At 68.0% G+C, this 12,534-nt stretch carries 10 protein-coding genes; 2 read left to right on the top strand and 8 right to left on the bottom strand.

All coding sequences use genetic code 11. From position 1 onward, the window contains the following. Positions 1–115 precede the first annotated feature (115 nt). Complete coding sequence (locus AC1RB9_RS15445) at positions 116–919, top strand: IclR family transcriptional regulator (RefSeq protein WP_003111362.1); 804 nt, start codon at positions 116–118, stop codon at positions 917–919. Positions 920–986: 67 nt separating this feature from the next. On the opposite strand, the gene liuE is transcribed toward AC1RB9_RS15445, so the two are convergent. The 6 genes from liuE to liuR all read right to left on the bottom strand — a co-directional run bounded on the left by liuE (position 987) and on the right by liuR (position 8,031). Further along, complete coding sequence (gene liuE / locus AC1RB9_RS15440; protein WP_003100393.1) at positions 987–1,889, bottom strand: bifunctional 3-hydroxy-3-isohexenylglutaryl-CoA lyase/hydroxymethylglutaryl-CoA lyase; 903 nt, start codon at positions 1,887–1,889, stop codon at positions 987–989. Positions 1,890–1,909: 20 nt separating this feature from the next. Next, positions 1,910–3,877 (bottom strand): methylcrotonyl-CoA carboxylase subunit alpha, encoded by a 1,968-nt coding sequence (liuD, locus tag AC1RB9_RS15435; RefSeq protein ID WP_003450447.1) that lies wholly within the window; start codon positions 3,875–3,877, stop codon positions 1,910–1,912. Then, positions 3,874–4,671, bottom strand: a complete 798-nt coding sequence (locus AC1RB9_RS15430) for a gamma-carboxygeranoyl-CoA hydratase (protein WP_003450449.1) — start codon at positions 4,669–4,671, stop codon at positions 3,874–3,876. Before AC1RB9_RS15430 ends, liuD begins: the two co-directional genes overlap by 4 nt. Before the next feature lie 13 nt (positions 4,672–4,684). After that, entirely contained in the window at positions 4,685–6,292 is a 1,608-nt protein-coding gene (gene liuB, locus AC1RB9_RS15425) for a methylcrotonyl-CoA carboxylase subunit beta (RefSeq protein WP_003100387.1), read from the bottom strand. 122 nt (positions 6,293–6,414) lie between these two features. Further along, positions 6,415–7,578 carry an isovaleryl-CoA dehydrogenase gene (gene liuA / locus AC1RB9_RS15420; RefSeq protein WP_003088600.1) on the bottom strand — a complete coding sequence of 388 codons (1,164 nt, stop codon included), beginning with the start codon at positions 7,576–7,578 and terminating at the stop codon, positions 6,415–6,417. 48 nt (positions 7,579–7,626) lie between these two features. Then, the gene (gene liuR, locus AC1RB9_RS15415) at positions 7,627–8,031 is read right to left on the bottom strand and encodes a liu genes transcriptional regulator LiuR (RefSeq protein ID WP_003088601.1); all 405 of its coding nucleotides are present in this window, start codon (positions 8,029–8,031) and stop codon (positions 7,627–7,629) included. A gap of 192 nt (positions 8,032–8,223) precedes the next feature. Between liuR and AC1RB9_RS15410 the strand changes: the two genes are divergently transcribed. Then, on the top strand, positions 8,224–9,153 hold the full coding sequence (locus tag AC1RB9_RS15410) for an SdiA-regulated domain-containing protein (protein WP_003088602.1): 930 nt from the start codon (positions 8,224–8,226) through the stop codon (positions 9,151–9,153). Between the two features lie 22 nt (positions 9,154–9,175). Here AC1RB9_RS15410 and AC1RB9_RS15405 read toward each other — a convergent pair whose 3' ends face one another. Both AC1RB9_RS15405 and mexY read right to left on the bottom strand, forming a co-directional pair. Next, positions 9,176–9,394 (bottom strand): hypothetical protein, encoded by a 219-nt coding sequence (locus AC1RB9_RS15405; RefSeq protein WP_003100379.1) that lies wholly within the window; start codon positions 9,392–9,394, stop codon positions 9,176–9,178. Beyond that, complete coding sequence (gene mexY / locus AC1RB9_RS15400) at positions 9,394–12,531, bottom strand: multidrug efflux RND transporter permease subunit MexY (RefSeq protein ID WP_003450452.1); 3,138 nt, start codon at positions 12,529–12,531, stop codon at positions 9,394–9,396. The genes AC1RB9_RS15405 and mexY overlap by 1 nt, the downstream gene beginning before the upstream one ends. Positions 12,532–12,534: the final 3 nt, after the last annotated feature.

Here is a 12,534-nt window from a genome sequence, read left to right as displayed (position 1 = left end):
GGACCTGGCACGCTGGCTGCGTTATTTTTATCGTAATTCAATTACGCATAACGTAATTTGAGTGGAAAGCAGCGTCAAGCTATAACGTCGGCCCCGCCCGCAGGAACCCGCGTCCATGGAAAAGAACAGCAGTCCCGCCGAAACCTCCGGCAAGCAGAAGGTCCGCTCCGCCGAAGTCGGTACCGATATCCTCAAGGCCCTCGCCGAACTCTCCCCGGCGACCTCGCTGTCGCGCCTGGCGGAGCATGTGGGGATGCCGGCGAGCAAGGTCCATCGCTATCTGCAGGCATTGATCGCCAGCGGCTTCGCGGTCCAGGACGCCTCCACCAATCATTACTCGCTGGGGCGCGAGGCCCTGCGCGTGGGCCTGGCGGCGCTGGACAGCATGGACGTGCTGAAGAGCGCCGCCGCGCCGCTGGCCGAGCTGCGCGACGTGCTCAACGAGACCTGCTTCCTCGCCGTCTGGGGCAACCGTGGCGCCACCGTGGTACAGGTGGAACAGGCGGTGCGCGCGGTGACGGTGGTCACCCAGGTCGGCTCGGTGCTGCCGCTGCTCGGTTCGTCCACCGGCCTGGTGTTCGCCGCGTTCCTGCCGGAACGCGAGGTGGCCGAGCTGCGCGAGGAAGAGTTGGCCGGGCGCGCCGACCATCCGCTGGCCGACCCGGCGGCCTACGCGGTGCTGCTGGAGGGCATCCGCGCGCGCGGCCTGCATGCGATCCATGGGCTGCTGATGCCTGGGGTGGAGGCGCTCTCGGCACCGGTGTTCGACGCCCGCGGGCGGGTGGCGGCGGTGCTCACGGTGGTCGGCCCGGCGAGCATCTTCCAGGCCGAGGAGCAGGGGCCGGCGGCGGAACGGCTGCTTGCGACGACTCGGGCTATCAGTTGGCGGATGGGGTATGACGGCACCCAGGGTGGATGATGCAGTCTCCGAGCCTGAGGGTGATGTCAGGTAGGGCGGATAACCGCCCGCGGTTATCCGCCGCTTCTCAGGCCTTGGCCAGCAACGCCTTCGCCGCTCGCGATCCGTTGCTCTTGCCGAGCACCGCGCAGATGCGCTGGCCGGCGTCGACCAGGGCGTGCATGTCGACCCCGGTATGGATCTCCAGGCCGTTCAGCAGGTAGAGGACGTCTTCGCTGGCGACGTTGCCGGTGGCGCCCTTGGCGTAGGGACAACCGCCGAGGCCGGCCACCGAGCTGTCGAATACCGCGACGCCTTCCAGCAGGCTGGCGTAGATGTTCGCCAGGGCCTGCCCGTAGGTGTCGTGGAAGTGCCCGGCGAGGCGCTCGCGGGGAACCTCGCTGGCCACCGCCTCGATCAGCCGGCGGGTGGCACCGGCGGTGCCGACGCCGATGGTGTCGCCCAGGGACACTTCGTAGCAGCCCATCTGCTGGAGTTCGCGGGCGACCCAGGCGACCTGGCGCGGATCGACATCGCCGTCGTAGGGACAGCCGAGCACGCAGGAAATGTAGCCGCGCACCCGCACCTGGTGCTGGCGCGCCGCCTCCAGCACCGGTACGAAGCGCTCCAGGCTGTCCTTGATCGAGCAGTTGATGTTGCGCTGGGAGAAGGCTTCCGACGCGGCGGCGAACACCGCCACTTCCTTCACCCCCGACTCCAGCGCCGCCTCGAAGCCTTTCAGGTTCGGCGCCAGCGCCGCGTAGGTCACGCCGGGACGCTGGCGGATGCCGGCGAACACCTCGGCCGAGCCGGCCATCTGCGGCACCCACTTGGGCGAGACGAAGCTGCCCACTTCGATGTAGTCCAGGCCGGCGGCGCTCAGGTCATCGACCAGGCGGATCTTGTCGGCCACCTCGATCGGCTGTTTCTCGTTCTGCAGTCCGTCGCGCGGACCGACTTCCACCAGGCGGACCTTCTTCGGCAGGTTCATGCTGTTCCTCGTCTTGGCTGTCAGGCCTGGTTCTCGTCCAGCTCCACCAGCGGCGTGCCTTCCTCTACCAGTTCGCCCTCGCTGCAATACAGCGCCTTCACTACCCCGGCGTGGGGCGCGCGGATGCTGTGTTCCATCTTCATCGCCTCCAGCACCACCAGGGCGGTGCCGGCTTCGACCGTCTGGCCGGGCTCGACCAGGACCCGCACGATACTGCCGTTCATCGGCGCGCTCAAACCACCCTGCTGGGCATGGGCGGCCTCGGCCTCGGCGATCGGGTCGACGGCTTCGATGGCCAGCAGTTCGCCCTCCCATTCGAGGAACAACTGGCGTCCGCGGCGCAACGCCGCCGAGCGACGGGTGACACCGTCCACCCGGCTGACCAGGTCGTCGCCGTCCAGGCGATACTGGCTGGGGCTGGCGTGGCGCAGGCGGACGCAGCGGCGTTCGTCGCGGCAGCGCAGCATCAGGTCGGCCTCCCGCGCCAGGGCGCTGCGCCAGCCGTCGTTGCGGCTCCACGGCGAATGCGGGTCGTCGTCGCGACGGTGGCCCGGTTCGCTCTGCAGCCAGGCTTCGGCGGCGGCTTGCCAGAAATGCTCCGGCAGCGCTTGCGGCGCCGGCAGCAGGTCGTCTTGGTGGCGCGCGATGAAACCGGTGTCCAGTTCGGCGGCGGCGAACGCCGGATGGCCGAGGATGCGGCGGAGGAACGCCAGGTTGGTGCGCAGGCCGCCGACCGAGGTTTCCGCCAGCATCGCCAGCAGGCGCTGGCGGGCTTCCTCGCGGGTTTCGCCCCAGGCGATCAGCTTGGCCAGCATCGGGTCGTAGAACGGCGAGACCTCGTCGCCTTCGCGTACCCCGCTGTCGACCCGCCGGCCGGGGCCGGCGGGCGCTTCGCGGTACAGCGCCAGGCGGCCGCTGGCGGGGAGGAAGCCGCCCTCGGGGTCTTCCGCGTAGAGCCGCACTTCGATGGCGTGGCCGTTCAGCGGCACCTGTTCCTGTGTCAGCGGCAGCGCCTCGCCGCGAGCGACGCGGATCTGCCAGGCGACCAGGTCGAGGCCGGTGATGGCCTCGGTGACCGGGTGTTCCACCTGCAGGCGGGTGTTCATTTCCATGAAGAAGAACTGGCCGCGTTCGTCGAGGAGGAATTCGACGGTACCGGCGCCGACGTAGCCGATCGCCTGCGCCGCGCGTACCGCGGCCTCGCCCATGGCCCGGCGCAGTTCCGCACCGAGACCGGGGGCGGGGGCTTCCTCGACGACCTTCTGGTGGCGGCGCTGGATCGAACAGTCGCGTTCGTTGAGGTACAGGCAGTGGCCATGGCGATCGGCGAATACCTGGATCTCCACGTGGCGCGGCTTCAGCAGGTATTTCTCCACCAGCATCCGCGCGTCGCCGAAGGCGGCCTTGGCCTCGCGCTGGGCGGAGGAAAGGGCCTCGGCCAGCTCGGCTTCGTGCTCCACCACCTTCATGCCCTTGCCGCCGCCGCCAGCGGCGGCCTTGAGCAGGACCGGGTAGCCGATCCTTCCGGCTTCCCGGCGGAAGGTCTCGGCGTCCTGGGCTTCGCCGTGGTAGCCGGGCACCAGCGGCACGCCGGCTTCTTCCATCAGCGCCTTGGCGGCCGACTTGCTGCCCATGGCGTCGATGGCCGCCGCCGGCGGTCCGAGGAAGAGCAGGCCGGTTTCCTCGCAGGCGCGGGCGAAGTCGGCGTTCTCCGAGAGGAAGCCGTAGCCGGGGTGGATCGCCTGGGCGCCGCTGGCGAGGGCGGCGGCGATGATCCTGTCGCCGCGCAGGTAGCTGTCGGCGGGCTTGGCGCCGCCCAGGTCGACGGCGATGTCGGCTTCGGCGACGTGGCGGGCGTGGCGGTCGATGTCGCTGTGCACGGCGACGCTGCCGATGCCGAGGGCGCGCGCGCTGCGCATCACCCGGCAGGCGATCTCGCCGCGGTTGGCGACCAGGAGGCGCTGGATGCTGCGGTAGTCCGGGTTCATGCGTCGTTTCTCCAGGCGGGCGTGCGTTTCTCCAGGAAGGCGCGCAGGCCTTCCTGGCCTTCCGGGCTGATGCGGATGCGGGCGATGGCCGCCTCGGTGTAGCGGCGCAGCGCCGGGCTCAGCTCGGCGGCCTCGACCTCATGGTAGAGCGCCTTGCAGGCGACCAGGGCGCGCGGGCTGTTTTGCAGCAGGTTGGCGATCCAGGCCTCGGCCTGGCTTTCCAGTTCGGCGGCGGGACAGCTTTCGCTGAGCAGGCCCAGTTCGCTGGCGCGGCGTCCGTCGAAGCGCTCGGCGGTCAGCGAATAGCGCCGCGCGGCGCGCTGGCCGATGGCCTTGACCACGAACGGGGCGATGGTCGCCGGGATCAGGCCGATGCGTACCTCGGACAGGCAGAAGGTCGCGTCGTCGCTGCCGATGGCCATATCGCAGCAACTGACCAGGCCGACCCCGCCGCCGAACACCGCGCCCTGGACCACCGCCAGGGTCGGCTTGGGCAGGTTGTAGAGATGGGTCATGAGTTCGGCGATGCGCTGGGCGTCGGCCAGGTTGCCCTGGTAGTCGAGGTCCACCGACTGCTGCATCCAGGCCAGGTCGGCACCGCCGCAGAAGTGCCGGCCACGGCCGCGCAGCACCAGCAGGCGGACCTGCGGGTCGCTGCCGACGCGATCGATGGCCTGCAACAGTTCGCCGATCACGACGGCATTGAAGGCGTTGTTCTTTTCCGCCCGGTCCAGCCACAGGGTGGCTACGCCGCGCGGGTCGATCTCAAGCTGGATGGTCTGGAATTCGCTCATGCTGGTCTGCTCGTCACATGCGGAACACGCCGAAGGCGGTCGGCTCGATGGGGGCGTTGAGGGCGGCGGAAAGCGCCAGGGCGAGCACCTCGCGGGTCTGCGCCGGATCGATCACGCCGTCGTCCCACAGTCGCGCGCTGGAGTAGTAGGGATGGCCCTGGTGCTCGTACTGCTCGAGGATCGGTGCCTTGATCTTCGCCTCCTCTTCGACGCCGAGCTGCTGGCCGGCGCGCTCGGCCTGCTCGCGCTTGACCTGGGCGAGCACCCCGGCGGCCTGTTCGCCGCCCATCACGCCGATCCTCGCGTTCGGCCACATCCACAGGAAGCGCGGGTCGTAGGCGCGCCCGCACATGCCGTAGTTGCCGGCGCCGAAGCTGCCGCCGATCAGCACGGTGAACTTCGGCACCCGCGCGCAGGCCACCGCGGTCACCAGCTTGGCGCCGTGCTTGGCGATGCCACCGGCCTCGTACTTCTGGCCGACCATGAAACCGGTGATGTTCTGCAGGAACAGCAGCGGGATGCCGCGCTGGCAGGCCAGTTCGATGAAGTGCGCGCCTTTCTGCGCGGCCTCGGCGAAGAGGATCCCGTTGTTGGCCAGGATGGCGATCGGATAGCCGTGCAGGTGGGCGAAGCCGCAGACCAGGGTGGTGCCGAACAGCGCCTTGAACTCGTCGAACTCGGAGCCGTCCACCAGTCGTGCGATCACTTCGCGCACGTCGTAGGGCTGCTTGCTGTCGGCGGGAATCACCCCGTACAGCTCCTCGGCGGGGTACAGCGGTGCGCGCGGCGCACGGCATTGCAGCTGGCCCTGCTTGCGCCAGTTGAGGTTGGCGACGCAGCGGCGGGCGATGGCTAGGGCATGGTCATCGTCCTCGGCATAGTGGTCGGCGACCCCGGAGACCTTGCAGTGCACGTCGGCGCCGCCAAGTTCCTCGGCGCTGACCACCTCGCCGGTAGCGGCCTTCACCAGCGGCGGCCCGGCGAGGAAGATGGTGGCCTGTTCGCGCACCATCACGGTTTCGTCGGACATCGCCGGCACGTAGGCCCCGCCGGCGGTGCAGGAGCCCATCACCACGGCGATCTGCGGGATGCCGCGGGCACTCATGTTGGCCTGGTTGAAGAAGATCCGGCCGAAGTGCTCGCGGTCGGGGAACACCTCGTCCTGGCGCGGCAGGTTGGCGCCGCCGGAGTCCACCAGGTAGATGCATGGCAGGCGGTTTTCCAGGGCGATGGCCTGGGCCCGCAGGTGCTTCTTCACAGTCAGCGGATAGTAGGTGCCGCCCTTCACCGTGGCATCATTGCCGACGATCATGCATTCCACCCCTTCGACCCGGCCGATCCCGGCGACGATGCCGGCGGCGGCGACCTCTTCGCCGTAGACTTCGTGGGCGGCGAGGGCGGAAAGCTCGAGGAACGGCGAGCCGGGGTCGAGCAGGCGGTTGATGCGTTCGCGCACCAGCAGCTTGCCGCGCGCGCTGTGCCGGGCCTGGGCGGCGCTACCGCCGCCTTCGTGGATGCGGCCGAGGAGGGTGCGCAGGGCGTTGACCTGTTCCAGCATGGTCGCGGCGTTGGCCGCGAACTCGGCGGAGCGTGGATTGATCTGGGTGTGCAGGATGGCCATGGCGGTGGCTCCGTGTCGAGGTGGGCGGAAGCGGTTGGCGCCCGCTCCCGACCTGGCGATGCGCCTGTCGATGCAATGGAATGCCCTCTCCCTGGCGGAAAAGAGCCGGGAAGAGCGAGGCTTCAGCGGGTTTCGTTGAACAGCTCGCGGCCGATCAGCATGCGGCGGATCTCGCTGGTGCCGGCGCCGATCTCGTAGAGCTTGGCGTCGCGCAACAGGCGGCCGGTGGGAAACTCGTTGATGTAGCCGTTGCCGCCGAGGATCTGGATCGCGTCCAGGGCCATCTGGGTGGCGCGCTCGGCGCTGTAGAGGATCACCCCGGCGGCGTCCTTGCGGGTCGTCTCGCCGCGGTCGCAGGCGGCGGCCACGGCGTACAGGTAGGCGCGGCTGGCGTTGAGGGCGGTGTACATGTCGGCCACCTTGCCCTGGACCAGCTGGAATTCGCCGATGCTCTGGCCGAACTGGCGGCGGTCATGGATGTACGGCACCACCACGTCCATGCACGCCTGCATGATTCCCACCGGGCCGCCGGAAAGCACCACGCGCTCGTAGTCGAGGCCGCTCATCAGTACCTTGACCCCGCCGTTGACCGCGCCGAGGACGTTCTCCTCGGGCACCTCGACGTCCTGGAAGATCAGTTCGCAGGTGTTCGAGCCGCGCATGCCCAGTTTGTCCAGCTTCGGCCCGCGGCTGAAGCCTTTCCAGTCGCGTTCGACGATGAACGCGGTGATCCCGTGCGCGCCCTTGTCCGCGTCGGTCTTGGCGTAGATCACATAGGTATGGGCGTCGGGACCGTTGGTGATCCACATCTTGCTGCCGTTGAGAACGAAGCGGTCGCCGACCCGGTCCGCGCGCAGCTTCATCGAGACCACGTCGGAACCGGCGTTGGGTTCGCTCATCGCCAGCGCACCGATGTGTTCGCCGGACACCAGGGCCGGCAGGTAGCGGGCCTTCTGTTCGGCGTTGCCGTTGCGCTTGATCTGGTTGACGCAGAGGTTGGAATGCGCGCCATAGGAGAGCGCCACCGAGGCCGAGGCCCGGCTGATCTCTTCCATGACCACGGCGTGGGCCAGGTAGCCCAGCGCCGAACCGCCGTACTCCTCGTCGACGGTGATGCCGAGCAGGCCCATCTCGCCGAACTTGCGCCACATGTCCATGGGGAACTGGTTGTCCTGGTCGATCTGCGCGGCGCGCGGCTGCAGTTCGGCGGTGACGAAGCCGCGGACCTGGTCGCGGAGCATGTCGATGGTTTCGCCGAGGGCGAAGTTGAGGCTGGGATAGGTCATGCTTTCACCTGTAATTGTGCTTGTCCGGTTTAAAGCTTCGAATTAGGTTTATGTTGCAACTGTTTGTTTGTTATAGCTTTTGATCAGCGCCGCTCGACAGCGCTCCTCGGCAGTATCCAGTTCCAGCTGCATCTGTTCGATGTCCAGCAACTGTTGTTCCAGCTGGGCGCGGCGCTCGGCGATCTTCTCCAGCATGGTGTTCAACTGCTTCTGGTTGCCGCTGCTCGGGTCCGGGTCGTAGAGCTCGATCAGCTCGCGGCATTCGGCGAGGGAAAAACCGATGCGCTTGCCGCGCAGGATCAGCTTCAGGCTGACCTTGTCGCGCGGCGAATAGATGCGTTCCTGGCCGCGTCGCTCGGGGGAGAGCAGGCCTTGCTCCTCGTAGAAGCGGATGGCGCGGGTGGTGATGTCCAGTTCGCGGGCGAGATCGGAGATGGTGTAGGTGGTGGACATGCGCAGGCACCTGCTTGTTTACCTTTACGTTAACGTAAAGCTGCGCCGAAATCCTGTCAACGCCTGGAACGGGGGAAAAATGACAGCCGTGAAAGATACTTGTCAGAAATATTTAATCGGCGCCTCATGAAAGGGCACGGATGGCTCTGTTCTGCTTCGCCGAACACTGTGTTTCTCGGAGGAGTCGTAACGATGAGTCGGCTGATGACCTACAGGACGCTGCTGGCTTGCCTGCTCGCCGCGTTGCTTGCGCTGCTGGTGGCGGGTCAGCAGCAGCGCGCGTTCGAGCGCATCTGGTTCAAGCTGGAGCAGCGCTACGGCGGCGATGTTGCGCGCGAGAACGCCCTGCGCCTGGCCGACTATCGGGTCGATATCGAAGCCCGCGTGCTGGGCGCGGAGTCCAACGTCTCGGCGCTGTCCTTCGACCCCAGCCGGCGCAGCCTGGTCAGCGTGACCAACCAGGACCCGCATTTCCTCGAGCTGTCGCTGGACGGCGAATTGCTGCGACGCATCCCCCTGCGCGGTTTCCAGGATCCGGAGGCTATCGAGTACATCCGGCCCGGCGTCTACGTGGTCGCCGAGGAGCGTCGCCAACGCCTGGTGGAGATCCATGTCGACGCCGACACCCGGGTGATCGACATCGACGATCCGCGCAACGCCCGGAAGTTCTCCCTGGGCAGTGCAAACAAGCGCAACAAGGGCTTCGAGGGGTTGGCCTACGACCCGCTGCGCGAGCGCCTGTTCGTGGCCCGGGAAAAGGCGCCGGTGGGCATCATCGAGGTAAACGGCTTCTTCAACGACCGCGGCGAGGCGCTCGACCTGAGCGTCGGCGGCGACCCGCAGCGCGATCGCGGGTTGTTCCTCACCGATCTGTCGAGCCTCTACTACGACAAGGCCAGCGATCACCTGCTGGTGCTTTCCGACGAGTCGCGGGTGGTCATCGAACTGGATCGCGCCGGGGATCCGCTCGGCAGCCTGACCCTGCGTGGCGGCAACCATGGCCTGACGGACGACGTGCCGCAGGCCGAAGGGTTGGCGATGGACGACCGGGGCAGCCTGTACGTGGTCAGCGAGCCGAACCTGTTCTACCGCTTCAGCCGAGCGCTGCCAGCGGCCGACTAGGGTGGGAAAAGGACGGCGGAATTCAGGCTTGCGCGCCGGATAGCGCCGGCGCGTAGCCGATCATCTGTCGCAGCAGCGGGTCGGTGAACTGCTGTTGCCAGTCGTCCAGCTTGCCCCGAAGGTCGGGGCCGTTGGCCGGAACGATGGGGGCCGCGCGCGGCTGGCGAGGCGTCGGCGAGCAGGCGCCGAGCAGCCCGACGCACAGTGCCAGGGTGGGGAGCGAGAGTTTCGCTAGGGGCATCAGGCTTGCTCCGTGGGGATCTGGGGCGAGTTGCCGGTGCGCGGCGCCTTGCGCAACCGGAACAGGCGCCCGACCACCAGGAAGAACAGCGGTACCAGGAACACCGCGAGTACCGTGGCGGTGACGATCCCGCCGAGCACCCCGGTGCCGATGGCGACCTGGGCGCCGGAACCGGCGCCGCTGGAGAGCGCCAGCGGGACCACGCCGAAACCGAACGCCAGCGAGGTCATGACGATCGGTCGCAGGCGCAGGCGCGCGGCCTCCAGGGTCGCCTGCAGCAGGCTCATGCCTTCCTGGTAATGGTCCTTGGCCACCTCGATGATGAGGATGGCGTTCTTCGCCGAGAGGCCGATGATGGTGATCAGGCCGACCTTGAAGTAGATGTCGTTGGGCAGACCGCGCAGGCTCACCCCGAGCAGTGCGCCGAGTACGCCCAGCGGCACCACCAGGATCACCGCCAGCGGGATCGACCAGCTTTCGTAGAGGGCGGCCAGGGCGAGGAACACGATCAACACCGAGAGGGCGAACAGCGCCGGCGCCTGGGCGCCGGACAGGCGTTCTTCGAAGGACTGGCCGGACCACTCGTGGGCGATGCCCTCGGGCAGGCCCTGCATCAATTCCTCCATCGCCTGCATGGCTTCGCCGCTGCTGTAGCCCGGCGCGGCCTGGCCCTCGAGGTTGAACGAGGGATAGCCGTTGTAGCGGGTCAGTTGCGGCGGGCCGAGGGTCCAGGCGGCCTTGGCGAACGTCGCCAGCGGCACCATCTCGCCCTGCTCGTTGCGCACGTGAAGCCGGCCGATGTCGTCGATGCCCAGGCGCTTGGCGCCGTCGGCCTGGACCACCACCTTGCGCACCTGGCTGCCGTGCATGAAGTCGCCGATGTAGTCCGAGCCGAACATCACCGCCAGGGTGGTGTTGATCTCGTCCATGCTCACGCCGAGGGTCTCCGCCTTGCGCCGGTCGATGTCCAGGCGGATCTGCGGCGCCTCGCCCTGGCCGGCGAACATCACGTTGGCCAGGCGCGGGTCCTCGGCGGCGCGCGCCAGCAACTGGTCGCGGGCCTTGACCAGGGCCTCGTAGCCAACCCCGCCACGGTCCTGCAGGCGGAAGTCGAAGCCGCTGGTGGAACCCAGGTCCGGCAGCGGCGGCGAGTTCATCGCATACACCGTACGGTTGGGCAGGCCGGCGAAGCGCTGGTTGATGCGCTCGACGATGGCGCCGACGTGCTGGCTGGCCTCCCGGCGTTCCGACCAGTCCTTCAGGGTGGCGAAGATCATCGCCGAGCTGGTGCCGTCGCCGTACAGGCTGAAGCCGCCGACCGCATAGGCGTAGGCCACCGGTTCGTGCTCCGCCAGGTAGCGCTCGACGTCGCCGACGTTGGCCATGGTCTCCGCCATCGGCGTGCCTTCGGGCTGCATCACCATGATCATGAAGTCGCCCTGGTCCTCTTCCGGCAGGAACGCCTGCGGCAGGCGCACGAAGAGCAGGGCGACCACGCCGATGACCAGGGCGTAGACCAGCATCCAGCGGATCGGCCGGGCGAGGATGCCGGCCACCGCGTTGCGGTAGCGTCCGGTCAGGCGCAGGAAGGCGCGGTTGAACCAGCCGAAGAAGCCGCGCTTCTCATGGTGGTCGGCGTCGATCGGGCGCAGCAGGGTGGCGCACAGGGCCGGGGTCAGCGACAGCGCGAGGAACGCCGAGAAGCCGATGGAGACCGCCAGGGTCACCGCGAACTGGCGGTAGATGTTGCCCACCGCGCCGCTGAAGAACGCCATCGGCACGAACACCGAGACCAGCACCACGGTGATGCCGACGATGGCCCCGCTGATCTGGCGCATCGCCTTGACCGTGGCGTCGTGCGGCGACAGGCCTTCCTCGGCCATCAGCCGCTCGACGTTCTCCACCACGATGATCGCGTCGTCCACCAGGATGCCGATCGCCAGGACCATGCCGAACATGGTCAGCACGTTGATCGAGAAGCCCAGGCCGAGCATCACCGTGAAGGTGCCCAGCAGGGCCACCGGCACCACCAGTGTCGGGATCAGGGTGGCGCGGAAGTTCTGCATGAACAGGTACATCACGGCGAACACCAGCAGCATCGCCTCGAGCAGGGTGCTGACCACCTTCCTGATCGAGATCTCGACGAACGCCGAGGTGTCATAGGGGATGTTGTAGCTCACGCCCTCCGGGAAGTAGCGCGACAGCTCGTCGAGGGTGGCGCGGATGCGCTTGGCGGTGGCCACCGCGTTGGAGCCGGGCGCCATCTTCACCGCCAGGCCGGTGGCGGTCATTCGGTTGACCCGCGAGACGAAGCCGTACTCGCTCTGGCCGAACTCGACGCGGGCCACGTCGCGCAGGCGGATCGCGCCGCCGTCGGCGCGGATGCGCAGCGGAATTTCGCCGAACTGCTCGGGCGTCACCAGGGTGTCGTCGACCTTCACCGTGGCGCTGATCGGCGCCGAGTCGGGGACCCCGAGGTTGCCGATGTCGCCCACGGTGAGGCGGGCGTTGTGCCGGCGCACGGCGTTGACCAGGTCGCTGGCGCTGAGGTTCATCGAGGTCAGCTTGGCCGGGTCGGGCCAGATGCGCATGGCGTACTCGGCGCCCCAGGTCTCGACCTTGCCCACGCCCTCCACCCGGCGCAGCGCCTGCAACACGTTGGACGAGGCGATCTCGCCCAGCTCCATGGCGTCGTAGCGGCCGCTGGAGGAGGTAAGGGTAACGATCAGCTGGATGCTGTCCGCCGCCTTCTCCACGTAGATGCCGTCGCGCCGCACCGATTCGGGCAGGCGCGACTCGACGATCTTCAGGCGGTTCTGCACTTCCACCGCGGCGAGGTCGGCGTTCACGCCCTGGCGGAAGGTCAGGGTCAGCGAGGCCTGGCCGGTGCTGCTGGTGGCCTTGGTGTAGAGCAGGCCGGGCGCGCCGTTCATCTCGCGCTCGATGATCGCGGTCACCGCTTCCTCGACCACCTTGGCCGAGGCGCCGGGATAGCTGGCGCTGACGTTGACCACCGGCGGCGCGATGTCCGGGTACTGGGCGACCGGCAGGAAGCGGATCGCCAGGACCCCGGCGAGCACGATCAGCAGGGAGATCACCCAGGCGAAGACCGGCCGGTCAATGAAGAAACGAGCCATTCG

Source organism: Pseudomonas sp. 20-5 (assembly GCF_056782835.1).
This window is presented reverse-complemented; position numbering and strand designations above follow the sequence as displayed.

Coding starts and splice junctions, on each gene's coding strand:
- AC1RB9_RS15445 (WP_003111362.1), top strand. CDS start 116: ATGGAAAAGAACAGCAGTCCCGCCGAAACCTCCGGCAAGCAGAAGGTC.
- liuE (WP_003100393.1), bottom strand. CDS start 1,889: ATGAACCTGCCGAAGAAGGTCCGCCTGGTGGAAGTCGGTCCGCGCGAC.
- liuD (WP_003450447.1), bottom strand. CDS start 3,877: ATGAACCCGGACTACCGCAGCATCCAGCGCCTCCTGGTCGCCAACCGC.
- AC1RB9_RS15430 (WP_003450449.1), bottom strand. CDS start 4,671: ATGAGCGAATTCCAGACCATCCAGCTTGAGATCGACCCGCGCGGCGTA.
- liuB (WP_003100387.1), bottom strand. CDS start 6,292: ATGGCCATCCTGCACACCCAGATCAATCCACGCTCCGCCGAGTTCGCG.
- liuA (WP_003088600.1), bottom strand. CDS start 7,578: ATGACCTATCCCAGCCTCAACTTCGCCCTCGGCGAAACCATCGACATG.
- liuR (WP_003088601.1), bottom strand. CDS start 8,031: ATGTCCACCACCTACACCATCTCCGATCTCGCCCGCGAACTGGACATC.
- AC1RB9_RS15410 (WP_003088602.1), top strand. CDS start 8,224: ATGAGTCGGCTGATGACCTACAGGACGCTGCTGGCTTGCCTGCTCGCC.
- AC1RB9_RS15405 (WP_003100379.1), bottom strand. CDS start 9,394: ATGCCCCTAGCGAAACTCTCGCTCCCCACCCTGGCACTGTGCGTCGGG.
- mexY (WP_003450452.1), bottom strand. CDS start 12,531: ATGGCTCGTTTCTTCATTGACCGGCCGGTCTTCGCCTGGGTGATCTCC.